Annotated in this window: 18 protein-coding genes; 6 read left to right on the top strand and 12 right to left on the bottom strand. The window is 64.9% G+C overall.

The window, feature by feature from the left end; genetic code table 11:
- Positions 1-7: 7 nt before the first annotated feature.
- Positions 8-1,711, bottom strand: coding sequence for a potassium-transporting ATPase subunit KdpA (kdpA, locus tag LCM4577_RS06380; RefSeq protein WP_071070284.1), 1,704 nt, complete (start codon positions 1,709-1,711; stop codon positions 8-10).
- 22 nt (positions 1,712-1,733) lie between these two features.
- The gene (locus tag LCM4577_RS06375; protein ID WP_040990279.1) at positions 1,734-1,823 is read right to left on the bottom strand and encodes a K(+)-transporting ATPase subunit F; all 90 of its coding nucleotides are present in this window, start codon (positions 1,821-1,823) and stop codon (positions 1,734-1,736) included.
- Between the two features lie 434 nt (positions 1,824-2,257).
- Between LCM4577_RS06375 and LCM4577_RS06370 the strand changes: the two genes are divergently transcribed.
- Positions 2,258-2,662 carry a hypothetical protein gene (locus LCM4577_RS06370; RefSeq protein WP_071032726.1) on the top strand — a complete coding sequence of 135 codons (405 nt, stop codon included), beginning with the start codon at positions 2,258-2,260 and terminating at the stop codon, positions 2,660-2,662.
- Between the two features lie 104 nt (positions 2,663-2,766).
- Here LCM4577_RS06370 and LCM4577_RS06365 read toward each other — a convergent pair whose 3' ends face one another.
- The 5 genes from LCM4577_RS06365 to LCM4577_RS06345 form a co-directional block, all read right to left on the bottom strand.
- Complete coding sequence (locus LCM4577_RS06365; protein ID WP_071032728.1) at positions 2,767-4,203, bottom strand: amidase; 1,437 nt, start codon at positions 4,201-4,203, stop codon at positions 2,767-2,769.
- Positions 4,204-4,400: 197 nt separating this feature from the next.
- Positions 4,401-5,492: a Gfo/Idh/MocA family protein gene (locus LCM4577_RS06360; RefSeq protein WP_071070282.1), complete on the bottom strand. Its 1,092-nt coding sequence runs from the start codon at positions 5,490-5,492 to the stop codon at positions 4,401-4,403.
- 71 nt (positions 5,493-5,563) lie between these two features.
- Positions 5,564-6,736 carry an ABC transporter substrate-binding protein gene (locus tag LCM4577_RS06355; protein WP_071070276.1) on the bottom strand — a complete coding sequence of 391 codons (1,173 nt, stop codon included), beginning with the start codon at positions 6,734-6,736 and terminating at the stop codon, positions 5,564-5,566.
- Between the two features lie 61 nt (positions 6,737-6,797).
- Positions 6,798-7,646, bottom strand: a complete 849-nt coding sequence (locus LCM4577_RS06350) for an ABC transporter permease (protein WP_041004892.1) — start codon at positions 7,644-7,646, stop codon at positions 6,798-6,800.
- The gene (locus LCM4577_RS06345) at positions 7,643-8,470 is read right to left on the bottom strand and encodes an ABC transporter ATP-binding protein (protein ID WP_071070274.1); all 828 of its coding nucleotides are present in this window, start codon (positions 8,468-8,470) and stop codon (positions 7,643-7,645) included. Before LCM4577_RS06345 ends, LCM4577_RS06350 begins: the two co-directional genes overlap by 4 nt.
- Positions 8,471-8,745: 275 nt before the next feature.
- Here LCM4577_RS06345 and LCM4577_RS06340 point away from each other — a divergent pair, with 275 nt between their 5' ends.
- Together LCM4577_RS06340 and LCM4577_RS06335 are read left to right on the top strand one after the other, a co-directional pair.
- Complete coding sequence (locus LCM4577_RS06340; RefSeq protein ID WP_071070272.1) at positions 8,746-9,693, top strand: MurR/RpiR family transcriptional regulator; 948 nt, start codon at positions 8,746-8,748, stop codon at positions 9,691-9,693.
- 196 nt (positions 9,694-9,889) lie between these two features.
- Positions 9,890-11,680, top strand: a complete 1,791-nt coding sequence (locus tag LCM4577_RS06335; protein ID WP_071070270.1) for an NAD(P)/FAD-dependent oxidoreductase — start codon at positions 9,890-9,892, stop codon at positions 11,678-11,680.
- 156 nt (positions 11,681-11,836) lie between these two features.
- On the opposite strand, the gene LCM4577_RS06330 is transcribed toward LCM4577_RS06335, so the two are convergent.
- Both LCM4577_RS06330 and LCM4577_RS06325 read right to left on the bottom strand, forming a co-directional pair.
- The gene (locus LCM4577_RS06330) at positions 11,837-13,063 is read right to left on the bottom strand and encodes an amidohydrolase/deacetylase family metallohydrolase (protein ID WP_071070268.1); all 1,227 of its coding nucleotides are present in this window, start codon (positions 13,061-13,063) and stop codon (positions 11,837-11,839) included.
- 91 nt (positions 13,064-13,154) lie between these two features.
- Entirely contained in the window at positions 13,155-13,520 is a 366-nt protein-coding gene (locus LCM4577_RS06325; protein ID WP_071070266.1) for a RidA family protein, read from the bottom strand.
- A 190-nt stretch (positions 13,521-13,710) separates the two neighbouring features.
- Between LCM4577_RS06325 and LCM4577_RS06320 the strand changes: the two genes are divergently transcribed.
- Positions 13,711-14,196, top strand: coding sequence for a hypothetical protein (locus tag LCM4577_RS06320; protein ID WP_040990257.1), 486 nt, complete (start codon positions 13,711-13,713; stop codon positions 14,194-14,196).
- Between the two features lie 78 nt (positions 14,197-14,274).
- Here LCM4577_RS06320 and LCM4577_RS06315 read toward each other — a convergent pair whose 3' ends face one another.
- Positions 14,275-14,529 carry a hypothetical protein gene (locus LCM4577_RS06315; RefSeq protein ID WP_071070264.1) on the bottom strand — a complete coding sequence of 85 codons (255 nt, stop codon included), beginning with the start codon at positions 14,527-14,529 and terminating at the stop codon, positions 14,275-14,277.
- Between the two features lie 254 nt (positions 14,530-14,783).
- Between LCM4577_RS06315 and LCM4577_RS06310 the strand changes: the two genes are divergently transcribed.
- Positions 14,784-16,277: an ATP-binding protein gene (locus LCM4577_RS06310; protein ID WP_071070262.1), complete on the top strand. Its 1,494-nt coding sequence runs from the start codon at positions 14,784-14,786 to the stop codon at positions 16,275-16,277.
- Here LCM4577_RS06310 and LCM4577_RS06305 read toward each other — a convergent pair whose 3' ends face one another.
- Together LCM4577_RS06305 and LCM4577_RS06300 are read right to left on the bottom strand one after the other, a co-directional pair.
- Positions 16,278-17,876, bottom strand: coding sequence for an ATP-binding cassette domain-containing protein (locus LCM4577_RS06305; RefSeq protein WP_071070260.1), 1,599 nt, complete (start codon positions 17,874-17,876; stop codon positions 16,278-16,280).
- Positions 17,873-19,489: an ATP-binding cassette domain-containing protein gene (locus LCM4577_RS06300; protein WP_071070258.1), complete on the bottom strand. Its 1,617-nt coding sequence runs from the start codon at positions 19,487-19,489 to the stop codon at positions 17,873-17,875. The genes LCM4577_RS06305 and LCM4577_RS06300 overlap by 4 nt, the downstream gene beginning before the upstream one ends.
- Before the next feature lie 99 nt (positions 19,490-19,588).
- On the opposite strand from LCM4577_RS06300, the gene LCM4577_RS06295 reads away from it, so the two are divergent.
- Positions 19,589-21,160 carry a cytochrome ubiquinol oxidase subunit I gene (locus LCM4577_RS06295; protein ID WP_071070257.1) on the top strand — a complete coding sequence of 524 codons (1,572 nt, stop codon included), beginning with the start codon at positions 19,589-19,591 and terminating at the stop codon, positions 21,158-21,160.
- The last annotated feature ends 12 nt before the right edge of the window (positions 21,161-21,172 follow it).

Genomic DNA, 21,172 nt, shown 5'->3' with positions numbered 1-21,172 from the left:
GGTCATCTCAGAAGGTCTGTCCATGGATCATCGCCAGATGCTCGACGATCGGACCGACGGCGAGCGACGGGAAGAAGGTGAGGCCGCCGACGATGATTATGACGCCGACCAGCAGCCCGACGAACAGCATGCCGTCGGTCGGGAAGGTGCCGGCCGAAGCGGGGACGGTCTTCTTGGCGGCCAACGAGCCGGCGATGGCCAAAGCCGGGATGATGACCAGGAAGCGGCCCATCAGCATGCCGATGCCCAGCGTTATGTTGTACCAGGGCGTGTTGCCCGAGAGGCCGCCGAAGGCCGAGCCGTTGTTCGCGGCCGCCGAGGTATAGGCGTAAAGCACCTCGGCGAAGCCGTGCRGGCCGCCATTGGCCATCGAAGCCACGGCGCTCGGCAGGACCACGGCGATGGCCGTGAAGATCAGCATCGCCAGCGGCAGGCAGAGGATGGCGAGCATCGCCATCTTGACCTCCTTGGCCTCGATCTTCTTGCCGAGATATTCCGGCGTGCGGCCGACCATCAAACCGGCGACGAAGACGGCGACGACGACGAACATCAGGATGCCATAGAAACCGGCGCCGACGCCGCCGACTATGACCTCGCCGAGCTGCATGTTGATGAGGGGAATCATGCCGCCGAGCGCGGTGAAGCTGTCGTGCATGGCGTTGACGGCGCCGCAGGAGGCGGCCGTGGTGATGACGGCGAACAGCGCCGACGCAGCGATGCCGAAGCGCGTCTCCTTGCCTTCCATGTTGCCGCCGTCGATGCCGAGCGCATGGACCAGCGGGTTGCCGGCGGCCTCGGCCCAGTAGCAGACGGTGACGCCGACGAGAAACAGCACGCCCATAGAGGCCAGGATCGCCCAGCCCTTGCGCTCACTGCCGACCATGCGGCCGAAGACGTTGGTGAGCGCGGCGCCGATCGCGAAGATCGACAGCATCTGGATCAGGTTGGAGATTGCGTTCGGGTTCTCGAACGGATGCGCCGAGTTGGCGTTGAAGAAGCCGCCGCCATTGGTGCCGAGCATCTTGATGGCGAGCTGCGAGGCAACCGGGCCAAGCGCGATGGTCTGCTTGGCGCCTTCCAGCGTGGTGGCGTCGGCATAAGGACCAAGGGTCTGCGGGACGCCCAGCCAGACATAGGCGAGCGTCAACAAGATGCATATCGGCAGGAGCACGTAGAGCATGCAGCGGGTGAGATCGACCCAGAAATTGCCGATCGATTTGCCGGAAGCGCGGGCAAAGCCGCGGATGAGCGCAATGGCGATGGCAACGCCGGTGGCGGCCGAAACGAAGTTCTGGACGGTAAGGCCGGCCATCTGCACGAGATAGGACATCGTGCTTTCGCCGCCGTAATTCTGCCAGTTGGTGTTGGTGACGAAGCTGACCGCCGTGTTGAAGGCCAGGCCAGGCTCGACCGCGGTCATGCCGGCGGGGTTGTAGGGCAGGGCGCCCTGCAGCCGCTGCAGCGCGTAAAGGACGAGGAAACCGGCGAGATTGAAGAGCAGCATGCCGGTCGCGTAGACCGCCCAGTGCTGTTCTTCCTTTTCGCTCGTTCCGGCGAGACGATAGAGCCCGCGCTCGATCGGGACGAGCACCGGCGACAGCAAGGTGCGGTCGCCGCTGAAGACGCGGTACATATAGAAGCCGAGCGGCTTCACGAGCAAAGCCAAGATCCCGCAATAGACGAGGATCTGTATCCAGCCGTTGATTGTCATGATGTGACCTTCCGTGCGTCGATCAGAAGCGCTCTGGGCGGATGAGGGCGTAGGTGAGATAGGCGAGCAGGAACAAGGTCACCGCGCCGCCGAGGATATAATCGAGAAGCATGATCCGGCCCTCCGCTCAGATGATGTCGCAGGCTTTGACGTAAGCTAAGGACAGGGCGAAGAACAAAATCCCGATCCCGAGAACTATGAGGTCCATTGCAGGTATTCCTTGTTTCCACTTTGTGTTTGCGGGCCCGCTGTGGCGAGCTCGAAACTGCACGCGGGGCGCGCGTCACCTTGGTGGCGACGGCGATCAAAGCGTTTTCGAAGGAAATATGGACCCGATCGCCATAAAGGTTCGAGACGGGGCGGATGGGAAAGATATAGGAATTTTATAGGAGTTTTGGCCTGACTATTCGGTCGTTGAACGCGTTTGCCAAGGTGAGCTATCCGCAGTTGCTCTTTCCCTTAGGCGACGACTCACCTAAATATTATCCCCGCAATTATCCACAGTTTGTCCTTGTTGTGCTGCGACCGGATAGTCGGAGATGGCATATGGCATCTTGGAGTGAGATTGAGCGTATCCGCAAAGACACCGCCGCTGCGCGATCTATTGCAAGATTATTGTTTGCATCCGAGCGTGAAGCACTGACCGAATGGGAGACGGGGTTCGTCGAAAGCATAATTGGCTATGTTGACGACGAGCTGACTACTCGACAGGTCGAGAAACTGCTCGAGGTGAGAGACAGCCTAGTCCTGGTGGCTGAGTACCGTGGTTTTAGCATCAGCCGCTTGCTGCGAAATTGCTATGAAGCGCGATTGGATCTGAGTGAAGATGACGAAGATTGGATCACTGAGCTTTACGCGAATGGGCACCACTCGATCCGACGTGGACAGGTTGGCAGGCTTATGCGTTGTGCCAGACAGCTCGGCTTGATCGACGAAAGCTCAGCTGCTTAGGAAGCGTGCGTTACGGCCAAATGCCACAGGTTAGTGCTGCCCCTCATTGCCCTGCCGGGCAAGGCCCGTTTATTGGTGCGCTGATCCCGATCGAGCTGCTCTGTTTACAGCGTCGGCCGCCGATCCTTCCACGGCACGGCGTCTTCCAGCTGCGATGATAGCGCCAGCACCGTCGCCTCGTCGCCGTAGCGGCCGACGAGCTGCACGCCGATCGGCACGCCGCCGGCCGACTGCCCGAGCGGCAGCGAGATCGCCGGCAGGCCGGAGATGTTGAACGGGAAGTTGAAGACCGCGTCGCCCCATTTGGCGTTGTAGCGGTCGAGATCAGTTTCCGACATGTCGTAATAGCCGAGCGGGCGCGGCAGCTGCGTCAGCGTCGGGGTGATGAAGATGTCGTAGGCGTTGAGGTCGCCGACAATGTCGCGGCCGATCAACCTCAGTTGCTCTACATCGGAGATATGCTTGATGCCGCTGGTCGCGCGACCGCGCTGGATGATCGCCCAGGTCAGCGGTTCGACATCGTTCGTGGTTACGGGGCGGCCGACCAGCGTCTCCAGGAAATCGAAAGTCGCCGCCGTCTGCACGCAGGTCATATCGGTGTAGGTCCTCCATACCGCGTCGGCATCGAGCGGCATGTCATGCTCCTCGATGGCGTGGCCGAGGCGTTCGAGAGCGGCGACCGTGGAGAGCACGGTCGCCTTGACTTCGGGATCGATCGCCGTGCCGTTCGGTGGCGTGATGGTGAAGCCGATGCGCAGTTTCTTCGGCGCACGCGCGGAAAGGTTCAGCCAACTGTCGGTGGGAACCGGCGGCGTGTAGGCGTCGCCGGGCAGGGCGCCGGCCACCGCGTCGAGATAGGCGGCGGTGTCGCGCACGGTGCGCGAGCAGCAGAGGAAATAGGCGCCGCCATACCAATAGTCGCCGAAGGGGGCGAGGCTGACGCGGCCGCGCGACGGTTTCAGACCGACGATGCCGCAGCAGGATGCCGGCACGCGGATCGAGCCGGCGCCGTCGCTCGCTTCGGCGATCGGCACCATGCGCGACGCGATCGCGGCCGCGGCGCCGCCGCTCGAGCCGCCCGGCGTGATGCCTTGCTTCCACGGGTTCTTCGTCGTGCCGTAAAGCTTTGGCTCGGTTGTGATAGACCAGCCATTCTCGGGCGCGTTGGATTTGCCGACGAGCACCAGGCCGGCGGCCTTTATGCGGCGTACCACCTCGCTGTCGGAATCGGCGACGAAGTCCTTGAGGTAGCGGCAGGAGTTGGTGTTGGGCGCRCCCTTCCAGGACGAGGCGAGCTCCTTGAGCAGATAGGGCACGCCGGCGAAGGGCGCGTTCTTGTCCACCGTCGCCGCCTGGGTGCGCGCCATGTCGTAGAGACGATGGACGACAGCGTTGAGTTCCGGGTTCAGGCGCTCGATCACGGTGATCGCCGCCTCGACCAGCTCGGCCGGAGAAACCTCGCCGCGCTTCACCAGATCGGCCAGACCCAGTGCATCGGAATTGGTGTAGGTTTCGAGCAGGCTCTCCGAAATCGCGGCCATGTGTTCCTCCCGTTAGGTTCTCGCTGAAGGCTGAGAGTGGCTCCCCCCTCACCCAGCCTCCGCTTCGCTCGGCTGACCTCTCCCCGGCGGGGAGAGGAGATTGTCAGCGCCGGCGCTTCCCTCTTCTCCCTGCTGGGGAGAAGGTGGCCGCGCAGAGGCCGGATGAGGGGGCGTGGCGTGACCGTGGCTGTGAGTCTTCACGCCAACTCGACGGTGCGTTTTTCCGCGATGCTCTGCTCGGCGGCCAGCACGATGCGCAGGCTGTTGACCGCGGCATCCATCTGCTCGGTCAAGTCGAGGTCCTCGCGGATGGCGCGCAGGAAGAAGGCCTGCTCGCGGTCGCAGAGTTCCTGGTGCCCGGGCTCGTCCTCCATGCTGACGATCTCGTCCGGCTTGGCAAAATTCTTGTCGCCGTCGACCTGCGCATAGTGGATCTTCAGCGCGTCGGTCTTGGTGTGGCGGTCGATGTCGGCGGAGTCGGACACCTCCTCGGCGTCCTTGGCGCTGCTTGCCCCCTGGCCGGCAACGATCGAGACCGCGCCCTTCGGGCCAACCACGTCCTTCACGAAATAGGCGGTCTCGCTCATCATCGGGCCCCAGCCTGCTTCGTACCAGCCGACCGAGCCGTCATCGAAGGTGACGTGCAAATGGCCGTAATTCTGCTTGTCGGCCTCGGCCCAGAGTTTTGCGCCGATGCCATGCACGCGCACCGGCTTGGCGCCGGTCAGYTGGCACATGACGTCGACATAATGGACGCCGCAGTCGACGATCGGGATCAGCGAGTCGATCAGGTTCTTGTGCCAGTGCCAGGCGGTGCCGCTGCTCTGCTGGTTGAGGTTGAGGCGCATCACCAGCGGCTTGCCGAGCGTCTTGCCGACCTCGATGAATTTGATCCAGGACGGGTGCACCCGCAGGATATAGCCCAGCACCAGCTTGCGGTTCCTGGCGCGCGCCGCGGCCACCACCTTCTCGGCGTCCGCGATGTTGGTAGCCAGTGGCTTCTCCATGAACACATGGCAGTTGGCGGCGATCGCCTTCAGCGCATATTCGGCATGCGTGTTCGGCCAGCTGTTGATTGAGACCGCGTCCGGCTTGGTCTCCTTCAGGGCCAGGTCGAAATCCTCGTAGAGCGGGTAGCCTGCGAGTTCTTTCGGGATCTTCTTGTTKCTCTTGATGTTGCGGCTCATGATGCCGACGATCTCGAAGCCGTCGGAGCGGTGGTAGGCGCTGGCATGGGAGGCGCCCATGTTGCCCAGACCAACCACCAGGATTCTTACTTTGCCGGCCATGTCAGCCTCCTCGATGCTTTGAACGATATTCGGGCGGCGCCATGCGCCGCCCGTTGGTCGATCGGTCCGTCTTATTTGACGGCGGAATCGAACAGGTGCGCCTTGATCTTGTCGACGTCGAGCGCGGCGAAGCCTTCCGACAGTTTCACGCCGTCGGCGTCAGCCTTGACCTTGGCTTTGTCGAAATCGTTGGCGGCCGGGATCAGGTCGTTGGTGCAGACATCTTCCGCCTTCACCGGCGCGGTGATCTGGCCAATTTTCAGGATCTCGTCGAAGAAGCCCTGCCAGCTCGCCATGTCGTGCGAGCCCCAGCCGCCGCGCTTGTCCATGTCGCCGCGGAAGACGTTGATCTGCTGCAGGATCGACGTCGTGCCGAGCTCGGGGCCGAGGTTCTTGGCCAGGGTCGGGAACTGCTCGAACACCGCTTCGACCGCGGCGCGCGGGTTCTGATAGCCGAATTCGAGGCCCATCGCCCAGCCGCGCAGATATTTTTCCAGGAAGGCCTTCTTGTCGGCGTCCTCGAGGTCGGCGGCGCGCACGACGAAAGTATTGGCGGGCAGCTTGGAATTCTGCACGCCCAGCCAGTACTCGAAGTCGAGGCCCTTGGCGATCCATTCGGCGCRCAGGCCCTCCCAGGAGAGCGCCGCATCACCCTGGCCACCRGCAAGCGCGGTACCCCAGGTCGGCCAGCCGGCCTCGACATATTTCACCTTCTTGATGTCGACACCCTGGGCTGCCAGCAGCGGATCGACGATCGCCTGCCAGGCGGCGGAGCCGAGCAGGATAGTCTTGCCTTCGAGGTCCTTGAGGTTCTTGGTGCCCTGGCCCTTGCGGAAGGCGATGCTGAAGGTGTCGCGCGCGCCCATGTGGAAGACGGACTTCAGCTTCATGCCGTTCTGGATGGCGAAGGAGAAGACACCGGGCGAGGGGAAGCCCATGTCGGCCTGGCCGACATCGACGAACTTCACCGTCGCGGTGCCGTCCGACGGGCCGGGCTGCATGTCGGTGGCGAGGTCGCCGAAATAGCCCGCCTTCTTGGCCGACCAGTAGGGATAGTCGTCCAGCACTTCGAGCGTGCCGCGCGGCGAGATCCAGGTGAATTTCTCATAGCCCGCCGCCCTGGCCTTAAGGCCGGACGCRCCGAGCGCGGTGGCGGTCACGACGCCCGCCGCCGTCACCTGCAGGAAGTAGCGGCGGCTGATGCCCGCTCTTGTCGCTGTGTCGAATGAGCTTTCGTTGGTCATGGCATTCCCCTTTGTTGATTGCTTGCCTTCGCCCGCCTCCCGGGCGACCCCGTCTTTTCGCTTATGTCTCCCAGCTCGCCCATTTCTTGCCGATCAGGAAGAACAGCACGTAGATCAGGATGCCGAGCGTCGACAGGATCAGCACCACCGCGAAGAATTGCGGCATCTGGATCATCGACGAATAGGAGGTCAGCCGGTTGCCGAGGCCGAAGCCGCCGCCGACCATCTCGGCGCCGACGGCGGTGAGCAGCCCGAAGATCGCGCCGATCATCAGGCCGACCAGGATCATCGGCAGCGCCATCGGCGCGCGGATCTTCCAGAAGATCTGCAGCGTGCTCGCGCCATAGGAGCGGGCCAAGGCGATCTTGGCGCTGTCGACGCGGCGGAAGCCGGTCGCGGCGTTGATCATCACCATCGGACCGGCTGCCAGGGCCACGGCGATGATGCGCGGCGTGTAGCCGAAGCCGAAACGCAGGATGAGCAGTGGCACCAGCGCCAGCATCGGCGTGGTGACGAGGATCAGGATGTAGGGCGCGACGATCTTTTCGGCGAAGGGAAACTGGGTAATCACCGCGGCCATCACCAGGCCGACGACGGCGCCGATGGCGAAGCCCGAGACAAGCTCGACCAGCGTGTAGCCGAGATGCGGCGCGATCAGCGGAAACTCGTCGAAGAGAGCGTAAACGATCGAGCTCGGCGGCGGCATGATGTATTGCGGCACATGGAAGACGCGCAACGCCAGCTCGATGCCGCCGATGATCACAACCGCAACGGCGAGGATAGCCGCCACTTCGGCTCCGGACTTGATACCGGGGCCGCTGGCGAAGGCCGAAAGATTGGTCAGGCTGACATCCTGGCCGTCGCCCGACTTMGACTTGGAGAATTCCGGAATGGCGTCGCCTCCGCTCACGGCCTGATCCTCACGATTTCGGCTGATGGCCGTTCCGGCGTCTTTGGCCGGACGCGCTCGCCGACGATGTCCATCTTGATCTTGTTGGTGAGATCGAAGACTTCCTTCGTCGCCATGATCTCCAGCGAACGCGGCCGCTGGAACGGCACGTCGTAGATCTTGGCGACGCGGCCGGGCCGTGTCGTCAGCACCACCACGCGGTCGGAGAGGAAGATCGCTTCCTCGATGCTGTGGGTGATGAAGACGATGGTGGTCTTGGTGTCGAGCCAGATCTCCTCGACGAGGCGGTTCATCTCCTCGCGGGTAAAGCTGTCGAGCGCGCCGAAGGGCTCGTCCATCAGGAGGACCGAAGGCTTCAGCGCCAGCGCGCGCACGATCGCGGCGCGCTGCTGCATGCCGCCGGAAAGCTCGCGCGGGAACTTGCCGCCGAAGCCGTCGAGCCCGACGCGGTTCAACAGATGCGCGATCCAGGCGCGGTCGGGCTTCTCGCCCTTGATCTCGAAGGGGAAGTTGATGTTGGCGTCGAGATTGCGCCACGGAAGCAGGTTCGCTTCCTGGAAGACGATGCCGATTTCGGGGCGCGGTCCGGTGATCTCCTTGCCGTCGAGCAGGATGGAGCCGCCTGTCAGCCGATGCAGGCCCGACATCGACCACAACAGCGTGGTCTTGCCGCAGCCGGAGGGACCGACGATCGAAACGATCTCGTTGGATTGCACATCGAGGCTGCAGCGATCCAGCGCCAGCAGATCGCCGGAGCCCGTCTGATAGACCTTCGTTGCTGCCTGCACGCCGAGCTTCGGCGTTCTTCCGCTTGCCGTACTCATGCTCCCCCTCGGAGACTGCGCGATGGGTTGCCGGAGGCCCCATCTGTCCGCAAAATCAGTCTGTAACTATCCTACTTTACTGTCAAGCGGCGACGGATGGCGGAAGCAATCAGCTTCCATCAGATTTTATCTAAATATTTGATTTTTACCGCCTTTATGATCCCTTGCGATGTGTGTTACTTTCCTACATACTCGCTTCGGTTGATTGCCTATGGCCAGCAGGCGGATAATCGCGAAGATGACAGGTCCCGAAGCGGGCTGGGGAGGACTGGCYAATGACCGAAGCTGACAGCCAGGTGTTGCGAACGACCGACGAAGACGGCGGCCGGCACGACCATGTCAGGCGCATTCCCGATATCATCTCGCAGGTGAAGGACAGCTATGCGGAGCTGCGGCCGGCCGAGCGCCGCGTCGCCGATGTCGTGCTCGACGACGTCAAATATGCGGTCGATGCTTCCAATGCCGCGCTTGCRCAGCGCGCCGGAGTCAGCGAGCCGACGGTGACCCGTTTCTGCCGCGCCATCGGCTGCGACGGCGTGCGCGACTTCAAGCTGAAGCTGGCGCAGAGCCTTGTCGTCGGCGCGCTTTATCTCGCCACCAAGCCGCAACCCACGAACAGCGACAGCGGCATGCCGTTCTGGAACGCCGTCTTCGGCGAGGCGCGGCGCGCGCTGCAGGAAGCGGAGCGACAGATCGATCCGGGACAGTTGCAGAGGGCGGCGGAGCTGATCGCCACGGCGCGGCAGGTGACGGTGTTCGGCCTCGGCGGCAGTTCGTCGGCGCTGGCGCAGGAAACGCAATACCGCCTGTTCCGCTACGGCATCACCATCAGCGCGCAATGCGATCCCTATTTGATGCGCATGACCGCCTCGACGTTGAAGCCGGGCGATCTGGTCATCGCGATCTCGGCCACCGGCCGCACGCGCGAGGTGATCGAAGYGGTGGAACTCGCCAAGCATTACCGCGCCAACGCGATCTGCGTGACGGCGCCGGACACCGAACTGACGCGGGTCTGCGACGTGCGGCTGACGGTTGCCGTGCCCGAATATCCCGACACGCTGAAGCCGACCGCGTCACGCTACGCATTCCTGACGGCCATCGATCTTCTGGCGGTGGCGACCGCCTACAGGATCGACGGTCCGGCGCGCGAGACGGTGCGCCGCATCAAATACAACGCCCAGATCCATCGGACAGGTAAGGAGATGGAGCCGCTGGGAGATTAGCGACTGTTCCTTCTCCCCTTGTGGGAGAAGGTGGATCGGCGCGATAGCGCCGAGACGGATGAGGGGTGTTCCAGCAGAGTGAGACGCTGGCTTTCCCTGGAGCACCCCTCATCCGTCGCCTTCGGCGACACCTTCTCCCACAAGGGGAGAAGGGGAAGGCGGCGCCGGCTTTCGAACTGAAAAAGGACCGAAGAGAATGCTCGACATCGCACCATCGCAACAGGCGGCTACCTGGCTCGGCGCCTTCGGTCGGGCGCTCGAGGCCGGCGATATCGAGGCGGCGACCGGCCTTTTCGTGGAGGATTGCTACTGGCGCGATCTTTTGACCTTCACATGGAACATCAAGACCATGGAGGGGCAGGCCGCGATCCGCGAGATGCTGCAGACCACACTCCATCTGGCGCGGCCGTCGCATTGGCATCTGTCCGGAGAGCCAAGCGTCGAGGACGGCACCGTCGAGGCCTGGTTCACGTTCGAGACGACGGTGGCGCGCGGCGAGGGCATCCTGCGGCTCAAGGACGGCCGCTGCCGCACGCTGTTCACGGCGATGAGCGAGCTCAAGGGTTTCGAGGAGCAGAAGGGTCCGGCGCGGCCGCTCGGCATCCGCCCCAAGGCCGACCCGAAGCGCGAGACCTGGGCGGAAGCGCGGGCGCGCGAGGCGCGCGATCTGGGTGTGCATGAACAGCCCTATTGCCTGGTGATCGGCGGCGGGCAGGGCGGCATCATGCTCGGCGCCCGCCTGCGGCAGCTCGGCGTGCCCACCCTTGTCATCGAGAAGAACGCGCGCGCCGGTGATTCCTGGCGCAACCGCTATCGCTCGCTCGTGCTGCACGATCCGGTCTGGTACGACCATCTGCCCTATATTCCATTCCCGGAAAACTGGCCGGTCTTCACGCCCAAGGACAAGATGGGCGACTGGCTGGAAATGTATGCCCGCGTGATGGAGCTGAACTATTGGGTCGCCACCAGATGCATCAGCGCCGCCTATGACGAGGCCGAAAAGGTCTGGACCGTCGTGGTCGATCGCGTCGGCCAGCGCATCACGCTGAAGCCGAAGCACATCGTCTTCGCCACCGGCGCTTACGGGCCGCCGCGACAGATCGAATTGCCGGGCGCCGACAGCTTCAAAGGCGAGCTCCTGCATTCCAGCCAGTATTCCACGGGCGAGAAATTCCGCGGCAAGCGCGTCGCCGTTATTGGCGCGGCAAGCTCGGGCCACGATGTCAGCGTCGACCTCTGGGAAGCGGGCGCCAAGGTCACCATGATCCAGCGCTCGCCGACCACAGTGGTGAAATCCAACACGCTGATGGATGTCGGCTTCGAGATCTTCTCGGAAAAGGCGCTGGCGCGCGGCATCACCACCGACAAGGCCGACATGATCGTCGCCTCGACGCCGTTCGCGCTGGTGCCGAAGGGCCAGCGAGCGCTCTACGACGTGATCAGGGCGCGCGACGCGGATTTCTACAAGCGTCTCAGCGACAGCGGCTTCGCCATCGACTTCGGCGAGGACGAAACCGGACTGTTGATGAAGGCCTATCGCACCGGCTCGGGCTATTACATCGACGTCGGCGCCTGCGAGCTGATCCTGAACGGCGAGATCGCGGTGAAAAGCGGCGTCGGCATCAAGTCGCTGACGCCGGGCGGTATCCTATTCGAGGACGGCAGCGAGCTCGCCGTCGACGCCATCGTCTGCTGCACTGGCTACCAGTCGATGAACGAGACGGTGGCAGGGATCGTCTCGCGCGAGGTCGCCGACAAGGTCGGCCCGTGCTGGGGCCTCGGCTCCGGCGTGAAGGGCGATCCCGGTCCGTGGCAGGGCGAGCTGCGCAACATGTGGAAGCCGACGGCGCAGGAAGCGCTGTGGTTCCATGGCGGCAACCTCGCGCTGTCGCGGTTCTATTCGAAGTATGTGGCGCTGCAGCTCAAGGCGCGGATGGAGGGGATTGCGACGCCGGTTTACGGCGAGCCGAGCAATGCGCGGCGGTGAAGCTGCGATCTCCCCCCCTGAGGGGGAGATGGCCGGCAGGCCAGAGGGGGTCGGTCCGACTGGGCTCGGTCTCTTTGCTGCGTCTGAAAGTTGGCGCTCCACGCGAGGCGACCCCCTCTGTCGCCTTCGGCGACATCTCCCCCTCGAGGGGGGAGATCACCTCCGCCCCAAATGCCTGGCCGCCACATCCACATGCGTATGGTGAGCATGGGCCTCGAAACGCTCCGTCTCATTGTGGTCGGGTGCTTCGTTCGGCCACCATTTGCCGCCGATGACGATGCCGTTGGAGACCAGGCGCTGGTCCGCGACCAATGATGCACCGACCGCGTCGACGAAGGTGAAACGGCCCTGCTGAAGCCTGAGCACCGCGACATCGCCGATGCCGCCGACCTTCAGCGCACCGAGCTCGGGCCGGGCAATCGCTTCAGCGGGGTTCACCGTCGCCGCGCGCAGCACCTCGACCAGCGGCATGCCGAGCGCCATGAGCTTCGACATGCAGACCAGTATGTCGAAGGCCGGGCCGTCGACGCAGTAGAGATGCACGTCGCTCGAGATGACGTCTGGCGCGAGACCCTCGGCGAGCATCGCCTTCGCCACCTCGAAGTCGAAGGAGCCCATGCCGTGGCCGATGTCGAAGATGACGCCGCGTTCGCGCGCTAGGCGCATGTCGGGCCGCACCGCGCCGGAGGCGAAGACCGGCGCGTTGGGGAACGGCCGGAAGCAGTGGGTGAGGATGTCGCCGCGCCGTAGCCTGGGCAGCACCTCCGAGCGGCCGGGCGGCGGCTCATCGATATGCGCCATCAGCGGCAGGCCGGCCTTGTCGGCGGCTTCGAGCGCGAGGTCGACCGGCGCGATGCCGCTCGTGCCGCCGGCATGCTTGCCGGAGCGGACTTTGACGCCGACGACGACATCGGCGTGCTCGCGCACCGCGGCCACCGTCTCGCGCGGCTCGCAAAGCCTGAGATCGCCGCATTCGCCGACGGACACGGTCTTGGCGAAGCCGAATATGCCGGCGAAGGAAATGTTGACATAAGCCAGGATGCGGACCTTCGAGCGCTCGATGACATGGCGGCGGAAGCCCAGGAAATTGCCGGCGCCGGCGCTGCCGGCGTCGATGAAGGTGGTGGTGCCGCTCTTGGCGGCGAGCCGGTCGGCATCGACGCCGAGCGAGGTGCCGCCCCAATAGACGTGGCTGTGCAGATCGATAAGGCCGGGCGTGACGATGCAGTCCCTGGCATCGACCACTTCGCCCGCCGCTCCGGCATCGATGGCGGCGTCGATCGCGGCGACGCGGCCACCGGCGATGGCGACGTCGCGCTGCGCGTCCAGGCCCGATGCGGGATCGATGACACGCCCGCCCTTGATCAGGAAATCGAACTGCATCGATGCCCTCTCTTTGTTTCGCGCAATTCCGGACGGAAAACCGCTAAGCACTTTTCCTGGAATTGCTCCAAGCGATCAGACCCCGGGGCGATCAGACCGGCCGGTAGGCGACCGCCTCGACCTCGATCTTGATGTCGATCATCAGGCGGGACTCGACCGTGGTCCGCGCCGGCGGATCCTTCGGGAAATGCTTCGCATAGACAGTGTTGAAGGTGCCGAAATCGCGGGCGTCCTCCAGCCAGACGGTGGTCTTCACCACATCGTCCATGGTGCAGCCGGCCAGCGCCAGCGCCGCCTTGACGTTCTGCAGCACCTGCTCGGTCTGYTCGGCGATGCCGCCCTTCACCACCAGCCCGTCGTTGCCCACCGGCACCTGGCCGGAGACATAGACRAAATCGCCGGCCCGCACGGCGGGCGAGAGCGGAACATGCGATTTTCCAAAGCATTGCTTGGGCAAGTAAGCCTCCTCTTGGCGAATGAACGGGACCGGTCATATAGCCGTCTACGCTTGTCGGCACGATCCTCCTAGAGCCAATGTCGGAAAGCAACATTTTTTCGAAATCCATGTTGCTTTATTACAGAAGCGTGAGCATGTTGCGCTCGACGCTGCCTCCGCCCGGCGGCGCAGATATGAGGGGAGATCCAGCATGACCTTCGACAAGAACCCGTTTCCGGAAGGCGATGCCGACCGTCACGCGCTGTGGGAAATGCTGGTGCGGCGCGACATCGATGCCTTCCTCGGACAGGACTGGTCGATGGTCGAGGACGATTTCATCGCCGAGAGCTTCTTCGGCATGCATGCGCATTTCCTCAGCAACGCCGATGCCTGGCGGCTGCAGTTCCCAAGGCTCGAAATCTATCGCGACGAATGGCTGCGGCAGGCCAAGGAAACCGCGGCGACGAAATTCGCCGAGCCGCTGCGCGAGGCGCTGTTCCGTGTCACCAACATGCGCGACATCGACGTCGACGGCGATCGCGCGGTGCTACACAAGAAGTTCGACGGCTCGGTCGCCAAGGCCGATGGCGGCGTCGACCGGCTGAAGTGGCAGACCTTGTACTTCTGTCGCAAGGTCGGCGGGCGCTGGAAGATCGCCGGCTTTGTCGGCTATATGCCGCACCCACTGGGAAGCTAGGCTTATCGGGCGGCGACTGCGTTGGCAAACCCGCTCCTTGCTCCGCCCGGTGGATGAAGGCTTCGGCCGACGGGCTCGCTATGACAGTCGCGGCAATCGCTCGTCGGGCGAGCGATGGTCGAAGACGACGCCCATGGTCTTACCAACGGCGGCCATGACGATCAGCTCGACCAGATGATCGTCGCTGTCCTCGCAGGTGGGGTCCGATTGGCGGATGGCGTCGATCATCGCGCGGGTCGAGATCGTGTCACCGGCGCGAAATTTCGAAAGGGCAGACGAAACAACATCTTGCACCGTCGGATCCACGTCGGGCAGTTCTGAAGCGACGTTCATCAGCCTCCTCCCGCCGTGAACCCTCTTTGGAAAGATGATACGCCAATGGTGGAATTGCGCCAGCGAAATGGTGGTCCGACCAGTGCGATTGCCGACAGTCTACCGCCGCTCGCGAGCTAATGCTCGCCTATTGAGACGAGCTAACGCTCGCCCATAGGTGTGGAACATTGCGTTACCGGGCGCCGGCCGTGCTCGACGCGCGGCGCTCCGGTTGGTAAGCCCGTCGCGCGCAGGGAGACGATCCGAATCGAAATATGACCGTTGCAATCGAGATGGGGCAGACCACGGCAGGCGCGCCGGCGGCCCTCGACCTTGAGGAATTGCTGGCGACCCGCCTGCTGGTGCAGGGCAATTCGGGCTCCGGCAAGTCGCATCTGCTGCGTCGGCTGCTCGAACAGAGCGCGCCTTGGGTGCAGCAGACGATCATCGATCCCGAAGGCGACTTCGTGTCGCTGGGCGAACGCTTTGGCCATCTGGTGATCGACGCGGAGGAGCATACCGAGCGCGGCCTGCAGGCGGCCGGCGAGCGGGCGCGCATCCATCGCGTCTCGACGGTGCTCAACCTCGAAGGGCTCGACGCCGAGAACCAGATGCGGCGCGCCGCGGCTTTTCTCGGCGGGCTGTTCGAGGTCGCGCGCGACCATTGGTACCCGATGCTCGTCGTGGTCGACGAGGCGCAGCTCTTCGCGCCGGCCGCCGCCGGCGAGGTTTCGGATGAGGCACGCAAGCTTTCGCTGGGCGCCATGACCAATCTGATGTGCCGCGGCCGCAAGCGCGGCCTTGCCGGCATCATCGCCACGCAGCGGCTGGCGAAGCTTGCCAAGAACGTCGCGGCGGAAGCCTCCAACTTCCTGATGGGCCGCACCTTCCTCGATATCGACATGGCGCGCGCGGCCGACCTGCTCGGCATGGAGCGGCGGCAGGCCGAAGCATTTCGCGACCTGGAGCGCGGGCATTTCATGGCGCTTGGGCCTGCCTTGTCGCGCCGTCCGCTCAGCGTGCGCATCGGCCAGACCGAAACCAGCCCGCGCAACGGCACGCCGCGGCTGATGCCGCTGCCAGAAGCCGCGCTCGAGGATGCGCGCTCCATCATTCTTGCCGCGCCGCCGCCGGAGACGGTCAGGCCGCAGCGCCGGCCTTCGCCCGACCTGCTCGACCAACTGATGGCGGCCAAGGCCGCGCCGCTGGACATCCGCCCCGAGCCGGCGGAGCCGCAGCCCAGCGCCGAGGACCTCGCCGAGCGGCGCGAGCGGATGGACCGCATCCTGCGCGCCATCCTGGCCGARCCGGATGCGGGCTTCCGCGTCATCGGCGTGCTCTACCAGGAGTTCGTGGTCCGCTGCCGCATCGAGGGCCTGGCTTCGGTCGTGCCCGACCTCGCGGAATTCCGCCGCATGCTGACGCGGGCCCGCGCCGGCGTCGGCTCCGACATGGCCGAGGACGATGCGTGGCGGGACGTTTCCGTGCGCGCCTCGCTGCTGCCGGAGGACATGCAGGGCGTGTTCATGATGATCGCCCGCGCCGCGAAGGAGGGCTGGCCATGCCCTAGTGATGCTGCCATCGCCCGCGCGTATGGCTCGCATTCGCTGCGCCGTGCACGGCGATTGCTCGACTATATCGAGGAGCAGGGGCTCATCGTCTGCCAGGTCGACGGCGCCGGACGGCGCACCGTGACGCTGGTCGAGCTCGCCTGGGCGACGGCGCCGGGCGATCCCAATGCCGCGGAGCAGGACAGCTCGGCGGCGTGATTACGGTTGCAGCTCGACGGTGCGGACATCGCGAAGCGGCGGCGCGCGATGGATCGAGACGACGACGATCCGGTCATCGAGGTGGGCGAGCAGCCGCTCAAGAATGCGCTGGCCCTGCTCCTCATCGAGATGCTCGGTCGGCTCGTCGAGCAGCATCAGCGGGCGGGACGACAGCCAGGCGCGCGCGAGATTGATGCGCTGCACCTCGCCGAGCGAGAACCTGTCCTGCCTGATCCAGGCATCCAGCCCGCCGGCCTCGCGGATGCGGCTGTCCATCTCGACGGCTTCCAGCGCCCGCCAGAGTGCTGCGTCCGGGACATCGCCGGCGAAGAGGTTGGCGCGGACGGTGTCCTCGAGGATGACCGCGTCGTGCAGGACGAGCGCCGCGAGCGCCTGCCGCTCAGCTGCCGACAGGATGCGGTCGCCTGCGGCAAAACCATCCTCGCCGATCCAGCCGGCGATCTGCTTGAGCAGACTGGTCTTGCCCGAGCCGCTTGCCCCGGCAAGCATCGTCGGCCGGCCCTTTTCAAGGTGCAACGCGAGCAGCGCCCCAATGGGCCGCCCGTCGGGCGCGCGACGCTGCAGCCCGCCATGGAGCAGCATGCGCGGCTCGAACGGCCGGGGCTCGGGCACATGCCTGTCGCGCGAAGCGCCTCGCCTCCATTGATCGACCTCCGCCCGCGCCGCATTGCGGCGCAGCACGGCCACGAGCATGCGCGATGCGCCGTTCACCGCTTCGCCCAGCGCCAGCCACGAGAAGGCAAGCAGCATGGGCAGGAGAAGTTCCGAGCCTAGCCGTCCCGCATGCCAGGCGGCGGCCATGACGCCGATGCCGGCGACCGGGCCGAAGGCCGCGCCTATCATATCCAGCCGGGCCTGGAGCCGACGGAGCGCAAGCAATTCGCCGTCGGCGCCGAAGAGCGCCGCAAGCGCTTCGGCGCATTCGTGGCTCCAGGCGCGCTCGGCCTTGAGCGGGACGGCCGACGCCATGGCCGCGCCAAGCCGGCTTGCGCCTCCGCGACGCAGCGATCTGGTCCGCCCCAACGCCACGGCGCCGGCCTTGGCTACCCGGTTCCCCATGAGCAGGATGGCAAGTAGCAAAAGGCCGATCGGCAGGAGGGACAAGGGCGCCAGCGCCGCTGAGCCCACGATGAGGACCGCCAGGCCGCAGCCGAGCGTCAGCGCCGGCAATCCGGCGCGCAGCCTGGCATAGTCGAGGTCCTCGACGTCGTCGAGATAGTCGGCAAGGCGCGCGTCGTCGCCGAATTGCCAGCCCGCCCGGCGAACCGCCGGCGCCGCCGCCATGGCAGCGAAGAGCCCGACGCGACGCGATACCTGGTCGGCAAGCGCCGCCTTGTGGCCGGTCAGGCGCTCGCCATAGCGGGCCGCGGTGCGGCCGATCGCGAACAGCCTGATGAAAGCCGCCGGGATATGGAAGTTGAAGGTAAAGGCGGCGGCAGAAAGGCCGGCGATCGCCACCGATCCCAGCAGCCAGGCGGAAACGCCGCCCAGCAATGTGGCGCAGGCCAGCGCGGCGAAGGCGAAGCCCGTCGCCAGCCGCCACGACTTCCGGCTCGATGGCTGAAACGCAGCGCTCATGCCGCCACCTCGACCGTGTCGCCCTGAGCGAGATCGACGATGGTGTCGGCGGCCGCGGAAAGGTCCCGGTCATGTGTCGCCACAACGACCAGCCGCGTCGTTGAGATTTCGACCAGCATGCGCCGCACGGCCTCGGCCGTGTCGCGGTCGAGCTTTGCAGTCGGTTCGTCGGCCAGCACGGCTCGTCCGCAAAGCAGCGCACGGGCAACCGCGATGCGCAGCCGCTGGCCCCCCGAAAGGTTGGCGCCGCCCTTGTCCAGCCTGGCATCGAGGCCGCCTGGCAGCAGCGCGTCGTCGAGCAGCCCGATCGCGCTTGCGACGTCCTCCAGCCGGTTCCGGTCTACCGCACCGGCGTTCCACGAAATGGCTTCGGCCAGCGATCCTTCGGGCACATACGCGTCCGTCGAAACCCAGGCGATTTCTCCAGTGGCCAGGGGATGGGTTTCCGGCGCCGGCATTGCGCCCGATTCGAGCCCGGCGAGACGGCGCAGCAAGGTCGATTTGCCTGATCCRCTGGGGCCGACGATGGCGATCAGGCCATGCGCCGGCAGAGTCAGGCGCAATCGGTCGAGCGCTGGCAAGGTCTTCGCCGCGACGGGCTCGGCATCGAGCAGCCGGTCCAGCGCGGCGGCGGCAGCCTGTCCTTCCGCCCTGGCGTGGTATTGCTCCGAAAAGCGCCGGAAGGGCGCGAAATATTCGGGTGCGATCATCAGGATGAACAGACTTTGCCAGAGTTCGAGACCGGAGAAGCCCGGGATCGTCGCAAGCTTCAGATGTCCGAGGCCAAGGAAGACCGCGAGGAGCGCAATCGAGAGCGAGGCGAAGAAGTCGATGATACCGGCATTGGCGAAGGCGATGCGCAGCACGCTCATCGTCTTGTCCGCATAGGCTTCGAGGCGCCGGGCAAGCTTTGCCTCCTCGCCGGCCATCGCATGGTTGGCGAGGATCGTGGGCAAGGTGCGGATGCGGTCGGCGAACTGGCCGGCCAGCCGGCCGAAGGCGCGTTCCTGGGCATTGGCGCGGCGGCGGATGGCATTGCCTATCAATGCGAAGAACAGGATCATCACCGGCGTCAGGCAGATGACCAGCAGGGCCGCCTGCCAGGAGACGAAGCAAAGCACCAGGGCCGAGAGCAATGGGCCGGCGGCCATCATGGCCGTGGCGGCACGATGGCCGACCTGCAGCGCGGCGATCGATTCCGGATGACGCTGCATCGAAACGACCAAGCTGCCTATCGAGAGCGATTGCAGCTGGCGCGCCGGCATTTCGCTCAGTCGCTCGCCCGCCAGCGTCCGCAGCCGCGTCGACACGGCGTGTTCCGCGGACGCCTGCACGCTGTCGGTGGCGAATCCGGCGAAGCAGGCGGCGGCTAGAAGCGCCAACGCCGCGGCGATCGGCCACGGATCGACCGCTGCGTCCATCACGAGCCGGCCGGCGGCCATCGCCGCCGTGGCGGCGAAGCCAAGCCGCAGAGCCGCGCGGATTGCCTGCAATGCGAGAAGACCGTGCAATCCGTGCCTTGCCAGCCGCCCGGCGGTGGAGAGCGCCTCGAATGCGGCAGGCGCCGAGACGCCAGGATCAGAGGGCGATGCGGGAACGGCGGCTATTTTCATGCACTCCTTTTGTCACCCGGAGAGACAAAACGAATTGATCCATGTCAACCCGAGTATATCCTTTCCGCGTTATGAGGCGTACCCAGAAAGGATGCTTCCATGGCCGACGTTCTCCTCGTAGATCTTTCCCGACTGCAATTCGCGCTGACGGCCCTCTATCATTTCCTGTTCGTCCCGCTGACGCTCGGCCTCTCCATCCTGATCGCCATGATGGAAACCGTCTATGTGATGACCCGCCGCACCATCTGGCGCGACATGACGAAGTTCTGGGGCGTGCTGTTCGGCATAAACTTCGCGCTGGGCGTCGCCACCGGCATCACCATGGAATTCCAGTTCGGCATGAACTGGGCCTACTACTCGCACTATGTCGGCGACGTGTTCGGGGCGCCTTTGGCCATTGAGGGGCTGATGGCCTTTTTCCTCGAAGCCACCTTCGTTGGCCTTTTCTTCTTCGGCTGGGATCGGCTCTCGCCGCGCGCGCATATGATCGTGACCTGGCTGATGGCGCTCGGCACCAACTTCTCCGCGCTCTGGATCCTGATCGCCAATGGCTGGATGCAGAATCCGGTCGGCTCCGCCTTCAACCCCGATACGATGCGCATGGAGGTCACCGACTTCATGGCTGTGATCTTCAATCCGGTGGCGCAGGCGAAATTCGTCCACACCGTTTCGGCCGGCTATGTCTGCGCCGCCACTTTCGTGCTTGGCGTATCGGCCTGGTATCTGCTCAGGGGACGCCATGTCCAACTCGCCAAGCGCTCTTTCGTGATCGCCTCGGCCTTCGGCGTGGCATCGGCGCTGTCGGTGATCGTGCTCGGCGACGAGAGCGGTTACGCGCTGACCGACAACCAGAAAATGAAGCTCGCGGCCATCGAGGCCATGTGGGAGACGGAGCCGGCGCCGGCGTCGTTCACGGCGTTCGRCATCCCGAGCCAGAGCGATCGCGAGACGCATTTCGCCATCCGCATTCCATGGGTGATGGGCATCATCGGCACGCGCTCGATCGACAGGCCGATTCCCGGCATCGACGAGCTCGTCGCCCATGCAGAAGCCCGCATCCGCAACGGCATCGTCGCCTATGACGCGCTGGAGAAGATCAAGGCCGACCGCAACGATACCGCTGCCCGCGCCGTGTTCGACGCAAGCTCAAAGGATCTCGGCTATGCGCTGCTGCTCAAGCGGTACTTGCCCGATCCGCGGCAGGCGAACGAACAGCAGATCAAGGAGGCCGCCTGGTCGACGGTGCCTTACGTGCCGCTGCTCTTCTTCGGCTTCCGCCTGATGGTGGCCTGCGGCTTTGCGCTGCTGGCGCTGTTCGCCGTCTCGCTGTGGCACACGACGCGCGAGACCGAGGCGCCACGCTGGCTGTTGCGCGCGGCGCTCATCGCCATGCCGCTGCCCTGGATCGCCATCGAGGTCGGCTGGTTCGTGGCCGAGTTCGGTCGCCAGCCCTGGATCATCGACGGCGTGCTGCCGACCTTCCTCGCCACGTCGGAACTTGGCGTGAGCGACTTGCTGCTCACCATCGCCGGCTTCACGCTCGTCTACGGCGTGCTCGCCGTCATCGAGGTCAGGCTGATGCTGGCCGCCATCCGCAAGGGGCCCGAGGTTGCGAAGGTCATCGACGATCTCGCCCCGAACGCCGACCCGGCGATGCAACCGGCAAAGTGACAGGGATCATGA

Source organism: Mesorhizobium sp. LCM 4577 (genome assembly GCF_001854795.2).
In the GTDB taxonomy this organism is placed as follows: Bacteria; Pseudomonadota; Alphaproteobacteria; order Rhizobiales; family Rhizobiaceae; genus Mesorhizobium; species Mesorhizobium plurifarium.
This window is presented reverse-complemented; position numbering and strand designations above follow the sequence as displayed.